Annotated in this window: 18 protein-coding genes; 7 read left to right on the top strand and 11 right to left on the bottom strand. The window is 40.2% G+C overall.

Features of this window, described 5'->3' with window-relative positions; genetic code table 11:
* Positions 1–2: 2 nt before the first annotated feature.
* The 4 genes from Q0779_RS21815 to Q0779_RS21800 all read right to left on the bottom strand — a co-directional run bounded on the left by Q0779_RS21815 (position 3) and on the right by Q0779_RS21800 (position 6,591).
* Positions 3–1,041, bottom strand: a protein-coding gene (locus tag Q0779_RS21815; RefSeq protein WP_298776002.1) for an IS630 family transposase whose coding sequence is annotated in 2 segments (ribosomal slippage) — positions 3–581 and positions 583–1,041 — 1,038 coding nt in all. Because the reading frame shifts where the segments join, the coding sequence is not laid out codon by codon here.
* A 115-nt stretch (positions 1,042–1,156) separates the two neighbouring features.
* A complete protein-coding gene (locus Q0779_RS21810) occupies positions 1,157–4,294 on the bottom strand; it encodes an efflux RND transporter permease subunit (protein WP_298776001.1) in 3,138 nt (1,045 codons plus the stop codon).
* A 9-nt stretch (positions 4,295–4,303) separates the two neighbouring features.
* Positions 4,304–5,446: an efflux RND transporter periplasmic adaptor subunit gene (locus tag Q0779_RS21805; RefSeq protein WP_298775999.1), complete on the bottom strand. Its 1,143-nt coding sequence runs from the start codon at positions 5,444–5,446 to the stop codon at positions 4,304–4,306.
* A 455-nt stretch (positions 5,447–5,901) separates the two neighbouring features.
* The gene (locus tag Q0779_RS21800) at positions 5,902–6,591 is read right to left on the bottom strand and encodes a DNA-3-methyladenine glycosylase I (RefSeq protein WP_298775997.1); all 690 of its coding nucleotides are present in this window, start codon (positions 6,589–6,591) and stop codon (positions 5,902–5,904) included.
* A 179-nt stretch (positions 6,592–6,770) separates the two neighbouring features.
* On the opposite strand from Q0779_RS21800, the gene Q0779_RS21795 reads away from it, so the two are divergent.
* The gene (locus tag Q0779_RS21795; RefSeq protein WP_298775996.1) at positions 6,771–7,409 is read left to right on the top strand and encodes a glutathione S-transferase family protein; all 639 of its coding nucleotides are present in this window, start codon (positions 6,771–6,773) and stop codon (positions 7,407–7,409) included.
* Here the strand turns inward: Q0779_RS21795 and Q0779_RS21790 are convergent, their stop codons facing one another.
* From Q0779_RS21790 to Q0779_RS21775, 4 genes are all read right to left on the bottom strand, one after another.
* The gene (locus Q0779_RS21790) at positions 7,410–7,940 is read right to left on the bottom strand and encodes a thioesterase family protein (RefSeq protein WP_298775994.1); all 531 of its coding nucleotides are present in this window, start codon (positions 7,938–7,940) and stop codon (positions 7,410–7,412) included.
* Between the two features lie 141 nt (positions 7,941–8,081).
* On the bottom strand, positions 8,082–10,124 hold the full coding sequence (gene prlC / locus Q0779_RS21785; RefSeq protein WP_298775992.1) for an oligopeptidase A: 2,043 nt from the start codon (positions 10,122–10,124) through the stop codon (positions 8,082–8,084).
* Between the two features lie 184 nt (positions 10,125–10,308).
* Entirely contained in the window at positions 10,309–10,773 is a 465-nt protein-coding gene (locus Q0779_RS21780) for a hypothetical protein (protein WP_298775990.1), read from the bottom strand.
* Positions 10,774–10,782: 9 nt separating this feature from the next.
* Complete coding sequence (locus Q0779_RS21775) at positions 10,783–12,984, bottom strand: S8 family peptidase (RefSeq protein WP_298775988.1); 2,202 nt, start codon at positions 12,982–12,984, stop codon at positions 10,783–10,785.
* Between the two features lie 382 nt (positions 12,985–13,366).
* On the opposite strand from Q0779_RS21775, the gene gorA reads away from it, so the two are divergent.
* Together gorA and Q0779_RS21765 are read left to right on the top strand one after the other, a co-directional pair.
* Positions 13,367–14,722 (top strand): glutathione-disulfide reductase, encoded by a 1,356-nt coding sequence (gorA, locus tag Q0779_RS21770; protein WP_298775986.1) that lies wholly within the window; start codon positions 13,367–13,369, stop codon positions 14,720–14,722.
* Between the two features lie 360 nt (positions 14,723–15,082).
* Positions 15,083–16,024, top strand: coding sequence for a putative sulfate exporter family transporter (locus Q0779_RS21765; RefSeq protein WP_298775984.1), 942 nt, complete (start codon positions 15,083–15,085; stop codon positions 16,022–16,024).
* Positions 16,025–16,034: 10 nt separating this feature from the next.
* On the opposite strand, the gene Q0779_RS21760 is transcribed toward Q0779_RS21765, so the two are convergent.
* From Q0779_RS21760 to Q0779_RS21750, 3 genes are all read right to left on the bottom strand, one after another.
* Positions 16,035–16,184: a hypothetical protein gene (locus Q0779_RS21760; RefSeq protein ID WP_298775982.1), complete on the bottom strand. Its 150-nt coding sequence runs from the start codon at positions 16,182–16,184 to the stop codon at positions 16,035–16,037.
* A gap of 147 nt (positions 16,185–16,331) precedes the next feature.
* Positions 16,332–16,946 (bottom strand): paraquat-inducible protein A, encoded by a 615-nt coding sequence (locus Q0779_RS21755; RefSeq protein WP_298775979.1) that lies wholly within the window; start codon positions 16,944–16,946, stop codon positions 16,332–16,334.
* A 68-nt stretch (positions 16,947–17,014) separates the two neighbouring features.
* Entirely contained in the window at positions 17,015–18,214 is a 1,200-nt protein-coding gene (locus Q0779_RS21750; RefSeq protein WP_298775978.1) for an HD-GYP domain-containing protein, read from the bottom strand.
* 301 nt (positions 18,215–18,515) lie between these two features.
* On the opposite strand from Q0779_RS21750, the gene Q0779_RS21745 reads away from it, so the two are divergent.
* From Q0779_RS21745 to Q0779_RS21730, 4 genes are all read left to right on the top strand, one after another.
* A complete protein-coding gene (locus Q0779_RS21745) occupies positions 18,516–19,145 on the top strand; it encodes a 7-cyano-7-deazaguanine/7-aminomethyl-7-deazaguanine transporter (protein WP_298775976.1) in 630 nt (209 codons plus the stop codon).
* A gap of 360 nt (positions 19,146–19,505) precedes the next feature.
* Positions 19,506–19,982: a hypothetical protein gene (locus tag Q0779_RS21740; RefSeq protein WP_298775975.1), complete on the top strand. Its 477-nt coding sequence runs from the start codon at positions 19,506–19,508 to the stop codon at positions 19,980–19,982.
* A 25-nt stretch (positions 19,983–20,007) separates the two neighbouring features.
* A complete protein-coding gene (gene mutM, locus Q0779_RS21735; RefSeq protein ID WP_298775974.1) occupies positions 20,008–20,823 on the top strand; it encodes a bifunctional DNA-formamidopyrimidine glycosylase/DNA-(apurinic or apyrimidinic site) lyase in 816 nt (271 codons plus the stop codon).
* 20 nt (positions 20,824–20,843) lie between these two features.
* Positions 20,844–22,262 (top strand): glutamine synthetase family protein, encoded by a 1,419-nt coding sequence (locus Q0779_RS21730; protein WP_298775971.1) that lies wholly within the window; start codon positions 20,844–20,846, stop codon positions 22,260–22,262.
* Positions 22,263–22,513: the final 251 nt, after the last annotated feature.

Below are 22,513 nucleotides of genomic sequence, written 5' to 3'. Positions count from 1 at the left end.
CATTAGAAGTTGGTCACTTTTGCCCAGCTTCTTGAGCACATGCTTTTAATCCTGTTAGTACATTCAATAAATGTGTTCCATGCACGACAGCATTGTTCAACAATATCGTCATAATTTTTGAAGCATCGGTTAGCTAAACAGTGTTGCCTTAGCCATTGCCATACTTGTTCAATGGGATTTAATTCTGGAGAATAAGGCGGGAGTTTCAATATTGATAAGTTATCGAATGCTTCTGTCGTTTCATTTGTATGCCAAGGTGCGCCATCTGTAATAACAAGTGCATATCGGTCTGATTCTGTCGCCTCTGAAATTTGCCTTAAGTGCTGTGTCATTACATCTTTATTCACAAATGGCGCGACGAGTGCTTCGGTTTTTCCAGTCGCTGGACACACCGCACCAAAAAGATAAGCGTACTCAAATTGCTGTTGTTGAATACTGCGAGGTCTTGTGCCTGTTGCTGCCCAGAGCCTTGTTGTCGTATTTTGTTGGCCAAAGCGAGCTTCATCCTGAAACCAAATATCGACGCGATCTAACGGAAGGTGCCCTGGGATCTTATCGATCGTTTTTATTAGGAGTTTTTTTAAATTCTTCCTGAATTTTTTCTGATTGTTTAGGGTGTTTTGAACGACTCGTGATCCAACTAAGTCCAATGCCTTTCAATATTTTGTATACATGATCCAAGTGATATTCAATACCAAACTCAGCTTGGATATAACGTTGAATATCCTTGCCTATAAGTCGCCCGCCTTCTTGTGATCGACTGACAACATCGATATAGGTATATAACTTTTGCTTTTGTGCATAGGTCATTTTACTCGCATTTTGATTAGACATATCACTTTTTAATGCATCGATACCTTTTGCGAGGTAGGTTTTAACCCAAGCATTAACGCTGGTTCGACTGAGCTTTAGTTGGCGAGCCACTAAAGCACGATTATGTGTTTCCAAAAAGCGTGCAATGGCCAATAAGCGAATTCTCATTCGTGCGTCTTTTTCAGACTTAGATAAGGCAACAAGTTGTTCAGCAGAATAATTTGACATGTTTTAAAGCGAAATGAAATCGTACTATATTAGATCATATTTGAGTGCAGATTGGTATAAACCATATCCAAGCCACCATTTAATCGGCTTGGATATGTAAAAAAGTGCCATAGAATTATTCAGGATCTCGTTTGTTCATCCCTAACTGCTTTTCTTTCGAGCTAAAGAGTCGCTCCACAATCACAAAGAAAATAGGAATAAAGAAAATACCTAAGAAAGTCCCACTGAGCATACCACCGACAACCCCTGTACCTATCGCATTCTGGCTTCCAGCCCCTACGCCTGTACTTAACGCTAATGGCAATACTCCGAGTCCAAAAGCAAGTGATGTCATTAAAATGGGTCTCAATCGCACTCGAATAGCATGTAAGGTGGCCTCAATTAAACTGTCCCCTTTATCATAGTAACTCTTAGCAAATTCAATAATTAAAATGGCATTCTTTGTTGCTAATCCAATCGTGGTAAGTAAACCAACTTGAAAGAAAATATCATTCGCTAGCCCTCGACTGCTCATGGCTAACTGTGCCCCGATCACCCCTAAAGGTACCACAAGAATGACGGCTAATGGCACAGACCAACTTTCATATAAAGCTGCTAATACTAAGAAAACAAAAGCAATCGATAGCACATACAGCATGGGAGCTTGTCCCCCCGATAATTGCTCTTCATACGACAGCCCATTCCATTCAATACCGTATCCTGAAGGTAATTGATCCACAAGCTTTTGCATTTCCTGCATCGCTTCTCCGGAGCTAATGCCTGGCGCACTTGCTCCTTGAATATTTACTGCGGATAAGCCATTAAAACGTTGTAAACCCGGTGCGCTAAATTCCCAACTTCCTGTGGTAAAAGCCGAAAAAGGAACAAGTTGATTTTGAGCATTTTTTACATACCAGTCATTCAAGTTATCAGGTTGCATACGATAAGGTGCATCGCCTTGTACGTACACTTTTTTCACCCTACCTCGATCGATAAAATCATCCACATAGTCACTCGCCCACCCCGTCGTTAATACGCTTGTGGCATCACTAATACTCACACCTAAAGCACTTAATTTAGCGTAATCTATATGCAGTTGATAAGTTGGCGCGTCTTCTAATCCATTCATACGCACTCCCACCAATTTAGGATCTTTGGCAGCTAATTGCAGCAGCTGATCTTTAGCTTGCATCAATTTATCGTGGCCTTGACCATTTTTATCTTGCAAGTAAAAGTCAAACCCATTTGAAGTGCCTAACTGTATTACTGCTGGGGGCGCAAAAGCAAATACCAGCGCTTCTTTAAATTGAGAGAAAGCCGCCATAGCACGATTAGCGATAGATTGTACATCTTGTCCCAGCCCCTTACGCTCAGACCAATCTTTTAAGCCCACAAAGGCCATTCCCATATTTTGACCGCTACCTGAAAAATTAAAACCCGCCACAGCAAAAACAGAGCGTACATTTTTTGATTCTTCATTCAAATAATAGTCAGTGGCTTTGTGCATCACTTTTTCAGTCTGCTCCAACGAAGCATTAACGGGTAAAGAAACTTGAGTAAACAATACCCCTTGATCTTCTTCTGGAAAAAAAGCCGTCGGCATACGCATAAACATCCAAGCGACAATACCTATCAAAGCTAAATAAACCAGCATCACTCTGCCTGTGCGCTTAATCATGCTAGAAACATTGCGCTGATATCGACCCAATAAGCTCGCCAAACTGCGATTAAACCAACCAAAAAAGCCCCTTTTCTCATGTTTCTGGCCTTTAGGGATCGGCTTGAGTAAAGTCGCACAAAGAGCTGGCGTCAAAATCAGTGCCACCAAGACAGACAATGCCATTGCAGAGACAATAGTGATTGAGAATTGCCGATAAATGACACCTGTTGACCCAGACATAAAGGCCATTGGCACAAACACAGCTGATAAAGTCAGGCCAATTCCCACTAAAGCCCCTGTTATCTGTCCCATAGATTTTCGTGTTGCTTCTAAAGGACTTAACCCTTCTTCCTCCATTATTCGTTCAACATTTTCAACCACCACAATCGCATCATCGACCAATAATCCAATGGCCAATACCATAGCGAACATGGTCAGAGTATTAATAGAGAAGCCCGCAAAAGACAAGACTGCAAACGTCCCTAAAAGAACAACAGGAACCGCAATTGTCGGAATTAATGTTGCTCTGAAATTTTGCAAAAACAGATACATGATAAGAAAAACAAGCACAATTGCTTCCAACAAGGTTTGCACAACATTTTCTATCGATTTTTCAATAAAGGGAGTCGTATCAAACGGGTACACAACCTCCATCCCTTCTGGAAAGTAAGGTTTCATTTCCTTAATTTTCGCTTTCACAGCATCAGCAGTGGCTAATGCATTAGCGCCAGTGGCCAATACCACCGCCATACCAGAAGCAGGTTTACCATTATAAAAAGAGTTAACAGAATAATCCTCAGAGCCCAATTCAACTCGAGCCACATCAGATAAATGCACTAAACTGCCAGCCGAATCAGATTTGATGATAATATCTTTAAATTGCTGCGCGGTTTGTAAGCGACTTTGCGCCGTAATAGTCGCATTTAACTCTTGTCCAGCCTTTGCGGGCAATCCCCCTAACTGACCCGTAGTCACTTGAGCATTTTGGGCTGTAATAGCCGATTCCACATCGATACTGGTAAGATCATACTTAGCCAGTTTGAGTGGATTTAACCAAATTCTCATGGCATATTCTGCACCGAAAACTCTCACCTGCCCAACACCTGAAATACGATTAATCGGCTCCTGCAGGTGCGAACCTACATAATCGGCAATGTCGGCTTTTGACATAGAGCCATCTTCAGACACAAACCCCATAACCATTAAAAAACCTGAACTGGATTTGTTAACGCTCACGCCTTGACTTTGCACTTCTTGAGGCAACAAAGGCGTCGCCAATTGTAATTTATTTTGTACTTGTACTTGAGCAATATCAGGATCGGCTGCCGCATCAAACGTTAGAGTAATTGTGGCAGAGCCTGAACTATCACTACTTGAGGACATATATCGCAAATGATCTAAACCTATCATCTGCTGCTCAATCACTTGCGTGACACTATTTTGCATTGTTTCTGCTGAAGCACCTGAATAATTTGCCGTGATTGAAATTGTCGGCGGCGCAATATCAGGGTATTGTGAAACAGGTAAACGTGCTATTCCTAAAATACCAAACAACATAATGATGATGGCAATAACCCAAGCAAATATCGGACGATCAATAAAAAAACGTGCCATCTGAATACTCTAATTTTCTGTTGACGTTAATACAGGCGTCGGATTCACCAAGCTACCCACTTGTATTTTCTGTAACCCACTGACAACAATAGTATCCCCAGCTTTCAATCCATCAACGATACGCCATTGGTTATCAATGGCTTCTGCAGTCGTGACCACCCTAGACACTATCTTATTTTCACTGTTAACAAGCATGACAACCGCTTGACCTTTAACATTATGAGTAACCGCTTTTTGAGGGACTAAGATAGCATTCCCATCAATACCAATATTCAGTAAGGCTCGCACATACATACCCGGTAATAATGCATGTTCAGGGTTAGGAAATTGCGCTCTTAAGGTCACACTTCCCGTTCCTTCGTCCACATTAATGTCAGAAAATTTAATACTACCAAGGGAAGAATAGAACGAATCATCATTCAAAATAAGCTGCACATTACTCTGCTGCGTTGCTTTAAGCTTGCCATTTTTAATTTGATTTCTAAAATAAGTCAGTTGATTGCTCGATTGAGGTATATCGATATAAATAGGATCAATTTGCTGTAAGTAAGCGAGCACATCTGTTTGATTTCCTGTGACTAAAGCCCCTTCAGTGACACTCGACTTTCCAATTTTCCCAGAAATCGGCGCTGTCACTTCTGTATATTTAAGGTTTATTTGTGCAGTATGAACGTTGGCTTCATTCACCGCAATTTGCGCTTGTGCTTCTTTATATAAAGCTTGAGCATCATCAAAATCTTGTTGGCTAATAGCATTCGTTTTAAGAAGAACTTTATAACGTTTCGCTTTAGATTTGGCGGAGGATAATGTCGCTTTTGCGCTTTGTAACTCGGCCTTTGCATTCATCAAAGCAGCCTTATATTGAGAAGGATCGATTTGATATAAAGACTGACCTTTAGTCACATAGCCACCTTCGGTAAAACTCCGTTTAATGACAATACCGCCCACTTGCGGTCTCACTTCAGATTCCAAATAAGCAACAGCTCTTCCAGGGAGCTCGACCTTAATAGCCTGCGCTTTCGTTGACACCGTCATTACACCCACATTGATAGCCGGAACAGTATCTGATGTAAGACTTTGTTCATTGGGATCACAAGCTGAAATAAGAAATAGTGTACTTAACACTACGGCAAAATATGTCATTTGCCTCATAAACACTCCTAAAAAATAAAAAACAAGAGTTAAGATAATTCACTGTTAAGCAAAATATTACATACCATTATTAAATAGGCTCAAAAATTTTTCCGTCTAAAATTATAGATATATAGAATAAAAAACAGTTAATACCTAACTCAATACTAGTGCATGTTTCAAGTGAGACACAATCTCTTTTAAAAGGTTTAAATAAATTTAACTAATTAACTTTATTTAATTAATGCTTGTATTATTTAAAACTCTAATAAAACAGATAGTTCATATAATTATATTTCAGGTATTCTTTAGAAGAACAAAGTCAGCCACCCACAAAAAATCATTATTTTAAATAATTAACAACAATAATGTTACTTTAATAGTCTATATAAATAGTCAATCTCACAGCCCATGCCTTACACGACATCACTTTCAAAAAAACAATTAACGTCATTAGACAGCATCTTCCATACAATCTACACTCGATTATCCCCCACACTCATGGCTAAAATACGACTTAACGTCGACAAATCCCGTCCACTTTCTTGTTGCCAAGTATTAAATACTCCTTGAACTTGCTTAAGACCACTTTGACTGGTGAAACCATAATCGATTAATTTCTGACTCTTAAAGTAATCTTTAATATCATTTGTCAGTAAAAAAGTCGGCTTACCAATAGAACGTAAAAAGTAAGGACCCGTGTTCCCACCTAATCGTGTCCCTTTTGCTTTCAACAATGCCCATAAGCCAATAATATTATCTTCAGGCCAATCACTTATTAATTGAGATAAGCCGCCTTGATCAAGCCTAAAATGATTCATCATAAGTGCATTATCATAAATCGCTTGTGTCTTTTTTTGATGGCGAATAAGCGCAGGATCATTGGCTCTTACTTGCAATTGTTCAGGAGACAACATCAGCACTTTCATCGGTTCAAAATTGAAAAAAGCTTGCTCATAAGCAGGCCATTTTAATTCAACGATCCTCCATATGAACCCGCTTTGAAAAACTTTTTTACTCAACTCAGAAAGTAGCCTATGTTCTGGTATCTGCACTAGCTGTTCTACTGTGCAAACAGGGGAAAGCAAGCTTTCAAGCGAAATTTCACCGCCTTTTCTTTCACAGGCTCGCTGATAAATAGTAGAGAATGATTCTAAATGCTTCATGAAAATATTATTGGATGTCTAATATTCAGTAGTTTACGCCTTACAAATCCCATTTGTCTATAATATCCCTATGATAATTCATTGCATTAAGCATGCTCTATAAATGAACAATGAAAGTCATTATAAAAAGATTCCGACTATACTTATAGTCAATAAACACTAGGCTGGAACCCTATTCCATGAAGTTGTATTATCATCCCTTATGCCGATATTCACAGAAGGTATTGATCGCCTTATATGAAAAGCAGGCGTATTTTCATCCACAGATTGTTGATCTCAATCAAGCACAATCTCGCCATGATTTTAAAAGCTTATCCCCGCTAACTCGCCTACCTCTACTCTTACTTCATGATGATACTAAGTTGCCGGAATCCAGTATCATTATTGAATTGATAGATAGTATTTTAGAAACGGGGACACAATTACTACCTCAAAACATGAAGCACTCACTTGAAATTCGGCTTTATGATCGATTAATCGAGCATGATCTACACCAAGTCATCACAGCATTTGAAAAGGAAAAAAACAATCACCAAATCGATCAAATTAAATTAAAGGGGCTCAAAAATAATATAAAAACATTCCTAGGTGAAATAGATGATAAATTAAAGGCAAGTTACTGGCTTTGTAGTGATCACTTTAGTCTCGCTGACTGTGGACTCATTCCTTGTTTACTGAGCTTACAGAATGAATTTCGATTACTGGATTATGAAAACTTAGGTCGATATTGGATGCAAGCTCAATTGCGTGGATCTTATCTGCAAGTCAAGCAAGAAGTGGAACTCGCCGAGATAGAAAGCACCACTGTATCGGAATAATTAACGATTATTTTGTTTTTTTAACTGCAAAAAATCTTTCCATTTTAATACTTCATCAGGCAGCTCAGGCGTATTCTGCTCAAACCCAACCTCTTTAAGCATTAACGCTATAGGCACTTGTTTACCTTTACAAACAAAAACCCCGCGAACATGAACAATGCAGTGTAGGCCTTTATCGCTGACAAAACGTTGTTCAATATAAAAATATTTCTCATCCCAACCCACTAGTTTTGTTTCTATCTCAAACTTAGCAAGTGGCTTAATATCACGTATATAAGTAAATTCAACCGCATTAACAATGGGCATCCAACCCAGTTTTATAAAACGAGACAGCAAACCCATTTCAGCCAACATATAGGTTCTCGCCAAATCCATAAAAGCCGAATAACGTGAATTGGTCAAATGGAAATTAATATCACAATCAGAGGGTAAAGCACGGTAGCTAATACGGCTGGTATCTAAAAAATTAATGGCATTGCAACGACGGCTACGCCACACTAATAACCAAAACAACCTAAAATACAGGTTCATTAAAAACAACTACCTAATAGCAAAAATAAAACAGTATGCTAACAAAGGTCTGACCAGATGGCAAGTCGACACCTAAATGCAAAAAAGCGACATGTTAAAAATAACATAAGGGCACAAAAACGTACCCTTATAATGATGACGTTATGCGACTTTGATTCCACTGTGACGTAATAATGCATCAATTTTAGGTTCACGCCCTCGAAAACGCGTAAATAAGGCCATAGGTTCTTCTGAGCCGCCCATTTCCAGAATATTTTCTAAGAAACGCTGGCCCGTCTCTTGATTAAAAATACCTTGCTCTTCAAATAACGAAAAGGCATCGGCAGATAATACTTCAGCCCATTTATAACTGTAATAGCCTGCGGCATAGCCACCAGCAAAAATATGCGCAAACCCATGCTGAAAACGATTAAAATCTGTCGCTTTAACAACGGCAACTTGCTCACGAACTTCATTTAATTTTTCTTGTATATTCGCACCTTTACTCGCATCAAATTCCAAATGCAGTCTAAAGTCGAATAACGAGAATTCGAGCTGTCTTAACATCATCATGCCAGACTGAAAGTTTTTAGCGGCCAACATCTTGTCGAGTAAAGTCTGAGGTAAAGGCTCACCCGTTTCATAATGACCTGAGATCTCGGCCAATGCCTCGGTTTCATAACACCAGTTTTCCATAAATTGACTTGGTAATTCAACGGCATCCCAAGGTACACCATTAATACCCGATACATCAGCAACATCTATTTGGGTCAACATATGATGTATTCCATGACCAAATTCATGAAATAACGTTGTGACTTCATCATGAGTAAATAAAGCAGGCTTGCCATCAACAGGTCCATTAAAGTTACACGTTAGAAAAGCAACGGGAAGCTGTAAGCCAGTATCAGTCATACGCCGAACCTTACAATCAGCCATCCAAGCTCCACCACGCTTACCTTCACGGGCATAGAGATCAAGATAAAAGCGTCCCCTAACGGTTCCTCGCACGTCTTTGATCTCAAACATACGCACATCTTGATGCCAAGTTTCAAAATCAAACAGCTCTGTAATCGTCAATCCAAACAAGCGAGAAACGGTATAAAATAAGCCTGACAAGACTTTATCCTCGGGGAAATAAGGCCTTAATATCTCTTGTGATATATCATATTTATGTTGCTTTAATTTCTCGCCATAGAAGCCTAAATCCCAAGGTTCTAAATCACTCACTTGATAATGCGCTTGGGCAAAAGCAGTCAATTCTTCCAATTCAGCTTGACCTTGATCTTTGGAGCGCTCAGCCAGTTCACCTAAAAAGCTCAATACTTGCTCTGGAGAATCAGCCATCTTAGTGGCTAATGATTTATGCGCAAAACTCTCAAATCCTAATAATTGAGCCAATTCATGCCGTAATGAGACGATTTCGTCCATTAATGGGCCATTGTCAAATTGATCCGCAAAAGGACCTTGATCCGATGCTCGAGTAACGAATGCCCGATAACACTCTTCTCTCAGCGCTCTGTTATTGCTGTAAGACATGACAGGTAAATAGGATGGAATATCTAACGTAAACAGCCATCCAACTTGCTCTTTTGCCTCAGCCATCGCCTTTGCTGCTGCAATAGCCGAATCAGGCAAACCAGCGAGATCTTCTTCTTTCGTGAGTAATTTACTCCAAGCTTGTGTCGCATCTAATAATTGATTGGAAAATTGACTCGTCAACTCTGATAGGCGCTTCACCAACTCACCATAACGCACTTTATCAGTATCATTTAAACCGATACCTGACAATTCAAAGTCTCTTAGGCTGTTTTCAATCGCCTTTTTCTTAGCCTGACTCATTGCATCAAACTTAGTTGATCCTCTCAAGGACTTATAAGCTTGATATAAACCTTGATGCTGACCGATAAATGTCCCGTAATCTGATAATAAAGGTAAACATGCATCATGAGCGGAACGTAATTCATCACTACTCACCACCGCATTCATATGCGAAACAGGTGACCAAATTTGATTTAACTCATCATCCGCTTGCTCTAAAGGAGCCACAAGGCTATTCCAAGTGAAGTCGGTGTTGTTCGCTAAAATAGTCTCTACAGTACGACGACACTTTTTAATGGCTTGCTCAACAGCAACTTGTATATGATCGGGTTTTATTTGAGAAAACAAGGGTAACTCTGAACCCATTAACAAGGGATTATTCATGGCTGTCCTCAGCAATTGCAATTTTCATTATCTATATAAGGTGAAATATGGGCATAAAGCAGACTATTCAATGATCTTATCCATAAAAAATAATCAAATTCACGTGTTCCTGATACTGAAGTAACGACATGGCCATTAACACACTATCATTTTATCAATAGGACTCGCCATATTACTCACCCCCTTACTTTGCTCTATGTCGTCTATCTGCTCGTCCCGCTTCTACCCAGATAACATCCTCACTGGCTTTAAGCTCAGACATTAATGCAAAAAAGTATTTTACATCAGTAAGCTGAGTTAAATTTAAATGAGCGACAGGTTTAACATCGACAAGATTAAACGGACTCCGCCACTGAATAACAACAGGGTAATCTTGAATAAAGCTATCAAGATCAACCTGAGATTTGAGTTGAAAACTAATAATACCAGTGAGTTTTGGCTTCAAAATCGCTTGAGAAGATGACAATGATGACATTTTAGTCCTAGCCACTATATCATTCTGAACAAAAACACGAGGATCGGTGCCGTTATAATTATCTTGAGAAGAAGGAGAAAAGGATCCATCTCTCTCCACCTTTAACCTAGTTTGAGCCTCAGCACATAAAATAACACTCACAAAAAGTAAAAAGCACAAGGTCATTTTTCTCATCATCTTTCCTTAATCAATCTGATGCCCATGAATGCGAATAGACCAAGAAAGCAGTTCGCCATAAGCCTCATTCACAATAGAGGCTTGATAATCGATATTTCTAAAGTAGGTACCATAATAAAAATCACCACTATTCACATCTGTTACCTTAAGCTGCCACTCTCCTTTACTCTTTTCCCCATAGAACGCATTCGATAACATCACGGTATTGTTAAACCCACTCTTTTTTGACGCCACATAACCGTTATAGGGGGTCAATAACACACTGCGAGTACCCGATGGTGAAATGAGCTCCACGGCCAAATCCGGTAAACGACCATGATTAATCGTCAGTGCAATTTGCACCCCTTCTACAATCCAATCTTCAGCAAAAGTTACACTATCGCTAACACCTTCAATACTGCCATCGGGAATGGTCTTATTAATGTCATTCGACTCAATCCATGGAGAAACCCCATACTCTCCTAAATCCGTGTTGTAACTTAATGCCATTTCAACGGCATCACTGACATTAACGCCTCCAAAACCATAAAAATCATGAAAATGAAATCCTGCGGCATTTATCGTCCAACTCGGTATAGCCACATACTCCTCTTGTTCAACAGCAGAATTAATCGCGACCGTTTTATCAAGAATATTCTCATCCACTTTCGTTGCCGTACTGGCTAAAATATGGCGAATATCACGCCAAGTCAGACTCGGATTTGCCCCCCAAATAACGGCAATCGCACCACTAATATTGGGCGCTGCAGCAGAGGTGCCGCTCATTCTAGCGGTATAGTGACACTCAAGGTTTAAAGGATGGCTACCATCATCAAATACTGTTAAAAGATCCATTAGCGACATTTTATGTGAGAAACCGGTATAACAATCTTGCCTATCTGTGGTGATAATCCCTGGTGAAAGGCTGCCGTCTTCACCACCAGGCGCACTAATGAATATATTAGCCCCAATGGTACTCCCATGATTTAGCTTGCCATTCGCATTTAGCGCGCTCACCACTAGCTGATAAAAACTGGCTTGATCTGCCGACATATTGGCATGATAAACAGGTAAACTCTCAACGCCCTTAGCAGTATTATTTCCTCTAAAATACTTATCAGAGCCACTTTGAAATTGATGATATTCGTTTCCAGATGATTTAATGAACAGTCGCCCTTTACTCTCGGTCGCCGCATGGAATAATAACGCTTCTTCCCGTAAGCTCATGTTATTGGGGTACGGATATTCCCAGCCATAACTTTGATTAAAAATATGAGCAAATTGACTGTCACCCTCAATGCCATGAGTGAGCCTAAAACTCTCTTCTGAATAACCATAAACACTTTGCTCTTCCAGATAGTTAAATCCTATTAACCTCGCTTTAGGCGCCACACCACGGTTGCCTATATTATTCCAACCTTCTGCGGCGATGATCCCTGCAATCGCAGTGCCATGAGCCTTACTCGCATCAACTGGCGTGGGATCATTCGATCCCGTTAAAAAATTATAAGATTGATCGACTGCTACATTATTTTTAAGATTAGGATGACTGATTTCGACACCATCATCTATCACAGCCACAATCATATTCTCGCCATGGTGTCCTTGTGCGATAGCCTCCTTTACATTCATGTCTTGTCCATGTTGACCGCCATATTGTGCAAATGCCGTTTGTCCACTATTTTGTAAATGCCACTGCATTTGATACAAAGGATCCCCTGCGTCAATAGTAATGATAATTTTCCCCACCACAGATTGGCTCGCGCTTTGTAATTGATATTCAATTATCTCTTCCCCTTTTGCTGCATCAGCCAAATAGGTAAAGGCCCCTATTTCTGCATTGGTAAAATCAAATTTACCCAATGTCACTTTCGCAGGATCGAGCACCGAAAAACTGACATCCCCTTCACAACCCTCACACAGTAATTGATCGGTCAAATACACAGACTGCTTCGCCGTATAATAATGCACTCGATCCGCCTTCAGTTCGGGTTGCGGCTGAGGTTCTGGTGTTGGTTCTGGTGTTGGTGTTGGTGTTGGTGTTGGTTCGGGATTAGGTCTAGGTTCTGGCTTGGGCAAAGGCACTGGAATAGGCTCGACTTCTGTGATCGATGTGTCGGCCTCACTCAATGCGTGCTGATTATCTGTGTCATTGCAACCCACTAACAACAAAATAAAGCAAAACCTGCCACTATAGAATAATAACGTACGTAAAGAGAACAAGAACATGGACAATAAAATAACCTAGAAAATAAAAGAAACCGTAATAGGAAAGTAGCCTCTCAGGCTAAAAAACAATCATAGCAAATGACAATGCCCACAGAACTAAGACCTTGGTCAAAAAAATAGATAACCATTAAATAATACCAGGCCAAGAAAGGCGTTAAACTTTCTCAGTCTTTATGAATTTTCAACAGGTAAACGTGTGTCGCTTATTTCTGAGATCTAGTAACAAAGTCATCTTTAAAATCTTTCTGTATTCACTCCAATAGCCATTTAACAATACAAACAAAAGAATCAATAATACGCCTAATATTTTGCCATTCGCATCTTGCTAACACATGAGGCACAATAGGGCTTTGCCCTATTTTAACTATTTTCGGAGATCCCGATGGCTCAACAATTTGATTATATTTGCTTAGGTGCTGGCAGTGGTGGCATCGCATCAGCCAATCGCGCGGCAATGCGAGGCGCAAAAGTATTACTCATAGAAGCAAAAGAGCTTGGAGGGACTTGTGTCAACGTAGGCTGCGTCCCTAAAAAAGTCATGTGGTATGGCGCACAAGTTGCCGAAGCTATGCACCTTTATGCAAAAGATTACGGCTTTGATGTGAGTGTTAATCAATTTGATTGGAAAACACTTGTGGCCAGCCGTGAAGCTTATATTGATCGTATTCATGGCGCTTATGATAGAGGTTTAGACAATAATGGTGTGACCGTCGTAAAAGGCTATGGCCGCTTCATTGATAGTAAAACAATTGAAGTCAATGGCGAGCAATACACAGCTGATCATATTCTTATTGCAACGGGCGGCGCCCCCAGCTATCCCGATATTCCGGGTAGTGAATTAGGCATAGATTCCGATGGTTTTTTTGCGTTAAACGAGCAACCTAAACGTGTTGCCGTCATTGGTGCCGGTTATATCGCCGTTGAAATAGCGGGCGTATTACATGCATTAGGCACACAAACCCACTTATTTGTGCGTAAACATGCTCCACTGCGTAACTTTGATCCTATGCTCAGCGAAGCCTTAGTGGAGTCAATGCAGAGCGATGGGTTAACATTACACACGCATAGTGCATCCAAATCCATTACCAAAAACGCTGATGGCAGCTTAACCTATGAATTAGAAAGCGGTGAAAAATTTGAAGTTGACTGCGTGATCTGGGCCATTGGCCGTCACCCATCAACCGACAATATTGGCCTAGAAAATACTCAAGTGACGAGAAATGACCAAGGCTATATCATCACAGACGATCAGCAAAATACTACTCATGACGGCATTTATTGTGTGGGTGATATTATGGCAAATGGTGTGGAATTAACGCCTGTAGCCGTCAAATCTGGGCGTCTATTATCTGAGCGACTCTTTAATGGCATGACAGATGCAAAAATGGATTATAAGAATATTCCTACAGTTGTATTTAGTCACCCTGCAATCGGCACCATGGGACTAACAGAGCCTGAAGCTGAAATGGAGTATGGAAAAGACAATATCACCGTATACACATCAGGTTTTACTTCCATGTATACTGCGGTCACCGCTCACCGCCAAGCCTGCAAAATGAAACTAGTGTGCGCAGGTAAGGAACAAACCGTCGTCGGTATTCATGGCATAGGCTATGGTATGGATGAAATACTGCAAGGATTTGGTGTCGCTATGAAAATGGGCGCCACTAAAGCCGACTTTGATGCAGTGGTGGCTATTCACCCCACAGGGGCCGAAGAGTTTGTTACTATGAGATAATCTGCCTAACGCAAAATGCACTTCTTTTTTCAATGCGTTCTCATTGAGAAAAGAAGTACTCCAAAGACAATGGATGAATACCGACCACTGTACCATCATGATTGAAAAAATGTATTTCATTAGTCATATCACACACCACACGCATTCCCGATTGACACGAATTCCACTTTGAATTTTCATGCCTAGTAGAACAAATCTATTTCACCTTAACACTCAATCAACTCCACCCTTAACATTAAATCGACTCTACCTTACCACTATAGATTAAGTAAAATTGAATATATTAGTAAAATATATTTAGTTTATCTAAACATTCCTGAGGGTTATACTCTGATTTTAGCCGTAAACATTGAGACTGACATGTTATCAACGATATGTAATAAATATAAAAATTATATTTTCACACTCCTGATCTTGTTGTGTCTTTCACCCATGATCAGTTCACCCATTGCCCTAATATTAGGATTTAGCGCAGCGACTTTAGGCATTGCGCCCGATGGCAACACATTATCACCTTGGATAAAGAAATTACTCGCAACGTCGATAGTAGGCTTAGGTTTTGGTATTCAGCTACAAACCGCCATATCGGCCAGCTTGAATAACCTACCGCTTATCGTCGGCTCTATTTTTTTCACCCTATTCTTGGGTTATTGGGTAACAAGACAACTCAAACTCGGCACTAAAACGGGTTATTTAATTTCAGCAGGAACAGCCATATGTGGCGGCAGTGCCATTGCCGCAATGACGCCTGCCATTAATGCTAACAGTGATGAGTCAGGCATAGCATTAGCCACTATTTTTATTCTCAATGCCGTCGCTTTATTTCTATTTCCAACTATTGGCCACTTATTATCAATGAGCCAACATGATTTTGGCGTATGGAGCGCCATTGCCATTCACGACACCTCATCGGTGATAGGCGCAGCTTCAGCTTACGGAAATGAAGCCCTTGTGACTGCTACCACAATCAAATTAGCGCGCGCCCTCTGGATTATCCCTTTAGCTTTTATGAGCGCGGTCATCTTTAAAGGCAACAGCCGTCGCATTCCTGTTCCTTATTTTATTTTCTTATATTGTATTGCGATAGCAACAGCTTATTACTTTCCCCAAGGCCATATGATTTATCAATTTTTATTTGATGGGGCAAAAAGGTTACTCGTCGTTTGTCTTTTTTTAATTGGAGCGGGGATCACGTTACAAAAAATGAAACAAGCGGGACTCAAACCATTAATCCTGGGCATATCACTATGGTTCGCCATAGCCAGTACGTCATTGGTTTACATTTTACAATTTAACCAATAACAACTTATCATTATTTATTTTGAGAAGGCTTCGCATAAATGACATACCACATGATCCCAGAAAAAATCCCCAAATGGAGTAAGGACTGAACTAAGCCATTTGTCCACATTGATAACATTGTCAGGCTCAATAATAAACTAAATACCAACCACCTTTTCACCACCGTTCTCCTACTATTTCAATAAGTGATCTTCATCTATCACGGGTATCGTCATTATTATTGAGTTACGAATAAAAAAATAAGAATATTTACCTCTACTAAATAGCCATATCAACTAAGTAGATGTTGAATAAACAGCTATCCCCATTATTCCCGTTTCAATGACATCAAACAGTGGCTCAATAATGAAAACAAACAATACCCTAAGAAATAATAAAATCCCACTTCAAACTGCGCAGTCGTTTTTAACAAATTTCCCATTCCTGCAGACGCATTCCCTGCCATATAGCTAACAATAATTGCCACAATGAAGACATCCGCCATGGACCACTTGCCGATCACTCCAATAAATCGGCTGAGCGATGCCGAAAATGTCTCTTTTATCGGTAATGACATGAGCAACATTAATATTAATTTTATAACGGGGATCAATACACTAAATAAGACAATCAATAGGGCAACGAGCACATTCCCAGACTGATATAACTCCTCACTCGTCCCCCAAATACTGCGGGTTTTCTGAAAAACCTCAACCTCACCTTTAACATCATTTAAGCCCAACATGCCTGTGACCATTGACAACATCCCTCTGGCACTACTTTGCGATCCCTCCCCCATTTGCTGCGCAACCATATCAAGGCCTGCATCCCTTAATGCCGTTTTTTCTATTGTTCCTTGGATACTTAAAATAGGTTGAGTTACACCAGGAATGAGTAACGCCAGTGACAGAACAATCACTATCATTGATACTGCTTGCTTCATTATATTCTGCTCAATTAATTCATGATTAATCCAGTCTAAAGACTTTAATGACAGAATCCAATGTGCTTTTAATAAAAGGGCGTCGGATCTATTTCTAAACAAGCAGCGACTAAGCCACGCTCAATAGAAAGATCACATTGAGATAAATCGACCATCTTAACATTCACATACTGCCTGTTTATGACTGAATAAAAACATTTCACAATAGGGTGTAACACATCATTTTTATTCGCTGTCCAAACAATTCCCACCAGCCCATTAGACAACTCAACTAATGATCCTACAGGATAAATCCCCACACAGCGAATAAAGTCATACACAAGGGCTTTATCCAAATGAAATGACGTGAGACTTAGCAAGATTTTAAACGCTGCGGCGGGGCTCATTGCTTCTTTATAAGAACGATTCGCCGTTAATGCATCATAGATATCGACAATACAACTCATCCTGCCATATAACGTAATATCGTCACCTGCTAAGCCAAGTGGGTAACCTTTACCGTCTAATTTCTCATGATGCATTAAACACACATCTTTACTCACTTGTGATAACCCTTTAATACCACTCAAAATATCTATCGCGTAGTTTTGATGACATTTAATATGTTCAAATTCTGCTTGAGTGAGTTTACCCGGTTTATTCAATACACCAATATCAATCTTAATTTTACCAATATCATGCAAAATCCCACCTATCACTAAATCTTTTAAGATCGATTGTTCTAATTTTAAAAAGCGGCCAAAGGTGAGTAATAGAAAAGCCACATTAACTGAATGCTCAAGTAAATAAGCATCTTTATTACGTAACGCAGACATGCAGCTCAACGCATCAAGATCTTGCCACATCATGTTTATCATATTGTCTGCTAAGTGCTCAAAAGGCGCAATTTCCACCGCTTTACCTTCAAAGGTTTCAAATAACACTTTTTGAATTAATCGTTTTGACTCAGATAAAAGCTCACCCGCCTTCACTTGAGCCGCCTCTCTGCTCATCCATTTTTTTCGAATAAAGGGAACTCTTGCTGATACAGAAGTAGATTGAAGAGACTGATTGGCCTTCTTTGTAGAATTAGAACGAGTTAAATCAACCCAAACATATTCCACACCGTGACGGATTAAAGTATTGATATCAGATTGGTTTCTCAATAATCCCGAGTTTCCTATACTGATTAGCTGATTTTTACGATCAAGCGATTCAATAAACATCCCCACAGTCAACTTTGCAACAGGGATTTTGAGACATTTTTCAGCTAGAGTCACATTCCTCACTGACACACCATCCTTAGAATCAAAACCAAGCAATCATCTAGTTAATATTACGATACTTGAGGATCATTTTATACTCAACCTAAGTGAAGTCTTTATGTCGGAATTGCCATTAAGCTATCAATGACATTTAAATTAACTTGCACTCATATTGTCGGCCTTTATAATGTGCCGCCCTTTATATACCCGTGACACTTGAAGCTGTTTATTTTAAAAACCATAAAAATACAACATTCAAATTATATAACTAGAGCAATTAACCCTGCGGGTTCCCTTACCCCGCCAATGATAAAAAGGTAATACCATGTTCACTCAGCCACAAATGAAGCGTGCGCTATTCGTCTTAGTAAGTTTTCATATACTCATTATTTGTGCGAGTAATTATCTCGTCCAGCTCCCTATTCAGTTATTTGGTTTTCATACGACTTGGGGCGCTTTTAGCTTTCCTTTCGTGTATTTAGCAACGGATCTAACGGTGAGGATATTTGGTCGCATCCAAGCAAGAAAAATTATTTTTATCAGTATGCTACCCGCTCTCATTCTGACTTACCTTATCGGCGTATTATTTCAACAGGGAGAATTTCAGCATTACTCAAGTCTATTTCACCTTAATAGCTTTATATTAAGAATTGCTTTTGCCAGTTTTGCTGCCTACTGTATCGGTCAATTAATGGATATTGTTGTTTTTGCCAAATTAAGGCAACATAACACTTGGTGGCTGGCTCCCACAGCATCGAGTATTATCGGAAACTGTGTCGATACTCTAGTCTTTTTCAGCATTGCTTTTTATGCCTCATCGGATCCTTTTATGCGTCAAAATTGGCCAGAAATCGCCTCAATAGACTATGCATTTAAGCTGCTCATCAGCCTAGGCTTATTCATTCCCGCCTATGGTGTGTTATTGACGTATCTTCAGAGAAGACTTGCCCAATAAAAGAATATCAAAAAAGAAAATTAATTATTTAATATCAATAGTTTAATATTTTTGTGCAAAAAATACTGTTTTTATCTTCATAAAGGCTTGCAAACGCAAATGAGAATGATTACTATTAACTTGCGTTCTGAAACTCGCTTCTAATATAGAAATAGTAAAATAGTCTTTATTTTTACATTAGTCTTTGAGTTTATATGCACAACATTGCTCACACTCTTTTATAGCCGTAGATTATCCTTCGGCTTTTTTTTTATCTTAAATTTATTCAATACGAAATCACCTTTTTTGCTCATCTTGCATTTAAGGCATCATTAGGTATAGCATCCCTCTATCTCACCAGACTAGCATTGAAACAATTTCATGGGCCTTTCTCGACAATACTCTCGAAAAAAGTGGAACAACATCATCATCATCGCTTGTCTTATTATGGTATCAGTACTGAGCGTGATCTATGATAAAACGGCGGATCCTCAACTGGCCTCCACTCAACAAACTATTCCATTATTTGATGATACTCTGGCATTAAAACAGCTTGAAGTAGAAGCAGCCCTATTCACCAAAAAAAAACAGGGCTGGCATTGCAGTGCCAATATCAGCAACTGTAAGGCATGGAGTAACACATGGCAAAACTTAAGCGTAACGCCTTTATCTTCACCACCAAAATTAACCGAGAAAGCCCAAGAAATAGTTTTCTATATTGAAGGTTTTCAAGCGCCACAAGTGTGGCAATTATTTGCAAAACAACACATACTAAAATCCCCTCAAAATAATTGGTATCAAGTGCCCAGCTCCCCCAATATGCAATTGTTACCAAAAATTGATAAATCAATATTGTGATCGACCAAAATGAGAGCGCTTTTCTATGCCTGAATTACCTGAAGTTGAAGTAACCCGTCAAGGCATTTCACCTTATTTGATTGATAATAAAGTGACAAGCTTAACGGTTCGCAATGGGAAATTACGCTGGCCAGTACCTGATATCGCACAGCAGATTGTTGGACAAGTGATCCGCGATGTCAGACGTCGAGCAAAATACCTACTGATTGATACCGACGCTGGCACCACCATTATCCATCTGGGTATGTCAGGCAGCTTACGGCTCGTTTCTGTCGATACCCCTGTTGAAAAACATGATCATATCGATTTAGCTTTGGCCAGTGGCCGTGTATTAAGATTAAATGATCCCCGCCGATTCGGTGCTTGGCTTTGGTGTGAGCTACCAGAACAAGCTCACCCCTTATTATCAAAATTAGGCCCAGAGCCGCTGCATAGCAGCTTTAATGCCGATTATTTATTCGATGCGCTAAAAAATAAAAAAAAGGCAATTAAACTGTGTTTAATGGATAATCACATTGTCGTTGGTGTTGGTAACATTTATGCTAATGAAGCATTATTCTCTGCGGGGATCCATCCTCAATCCCCAGCAGGCCGTATTGATATTGAACGCCTAACGATACTGGTTGCTAACGTTAAAGAAATTCTTAAAAATGCGATTACACAAGGCGGTACCACATTAAAAGATTTCACCAATGCCGAAGGAAAGCCCGGTTATTTTGCTCAGAAATTAAATGTTTACGGCAGAGGTGGACAAACATGCACTCACTGTGGCCATTTACTCAGTGAAATACGCTTGGGACAACGAGCAACCGTTTTTTGTCCTGTTTGCCAAACGTTATAATCTCTCATAAGGGGCCATCCATGCATAATGATACTGTCAGTTCACACCAAGGTCTGGGTGATCAAACAACAGAAAAAACAGCAGAAAAAATAATTCAGCAACTGCAAGAGCAAGATATTAGTGCTGTTTGCTTATCTTATATTGATAATAGTGGTATCAATAGAATGAAAGGGATCCCAACCTCACGCCTCGTTAATGCAGCAATGTGGGGAGTGGGTATGTCTCCCGTTTTTGATACTTTCTTACTCAATGATGGCGCAACATCCAGTGCCAGTGCTGGCGGCCCCGTAGGCGATCTTAGACTGCTTCCCGATCTGACAAAAATAACGCCATTAGCAGGGGAACCTGGATGGGCTTGGGCGCCGGTTGATAGATTCAAACAAACCGGACAGCCGCATGAACAGTGTCAGCGTCAATTTTTAAAAAAAATGATCCAAGAAGCTAACACTCAAGGTTATGAGCTGAATATGGCCTTTGAAATAGAATGGATGTTAAGCCGAGAACAAGGCGATGAATTTAAACCTCTGAGTACGAGTCCTGCATATAGCCATCAACGCATCACCGAAGTGTCTCGTTACAGTGTCGATTTACTCAATGCATTAGCAAAACAGGGCATTGACGTCGAGCAACTGCACCCTGAATACTCTCCGGGTCAATTTGAACTGTCTATTCGTCACAGCGATCCGCTCACTGCAGCCGATTTAAATATTCTTGTTCGTCAAACCATCAGAGCCGTTGGTCACCAACATCAAATGCACACAACATTTTCCCCCTGTGTTGTCGATGGTGGAGTCGGTAACGGTTGCCACTTACATCTCAGTCTCAATAAAAAGAGCCATACACAAAAAAGCATCAACTTATTTCAAGCAGGCACAGGCCCTGAAGAGATAACGCAAGAAGGCGAAAATTTCATTGCAGGAATTTTACATGCCTTACCTTCATTGCTCACCATCACCGCGCCCAGTGTCGCCAGTTATTTGCGCCTCATACCTCAACATTGGTCAGGCAATCACCAATGTTGGGGCGTCGAAAACAGAGAAGCCGCTATTCGCTTCATTAAAGGCTCACCGGCCAATAGCCATAATACCGCCAATATAGAAATCAAAACTATTGATGCCACTGCCAATCCTTATTTGGTGATAGGTTGCATCATCGCCCATGGATTAGCGGGGCTAAAGAAAAAAACAGCATTACCCGCCCCCGTTAATATCGATCCCGCCACATTGACAGCCACACAAAATAAAGCATTGGGCGGAATTAAGCCGCTCCCCACTCAATTGCAAGATAGCCTAGCGGCGTTTAAACAAGATAGCATTTTACAAGCCGCATTGGGTCAGCCCTTATTTGAAACCCTTATGGCTATTCGAATAGCCGAAATCGCCTTATTTAAAGACTCAACCCCCGCCGAGATCATTGCTGCTACCTGTTGGCGTCATTAAAGAGGAAGCTACTGACTATTGAGAAGCCGCATTGAGTCAGCCTAATTTTAAACACTGATTTTGAAACCCTTATGGCTATTCGAATAGCCGAAATCGCCTTATTCAAAAACTCAATGCCCCGCCGAGGTTATTACTGAAACCTAGGCTGCTGCTACCTGCTGACGTCATTAAAGGGGAAGCTACTGACTATTGAGAAGCCGCATTGGGTCAGCCTAATTTTAAACACTGATTTTGAAACCCTTATGGCTATT

Origin of the sequence: uncultured Shewanella sp. (genome assembly GCF_947491715.1) — a bacterium.
Lineage (GTDB): Bacteria > Pseudomonadota > Gammaproteobacteria > Enterobacterales > Shewanellaceae > Shewanella.
The sequence above is the reverse complement of the archived record's forward strand: the minus strand, read 5'-3'. Positions and strand labels throughout refer to the sequence as shown.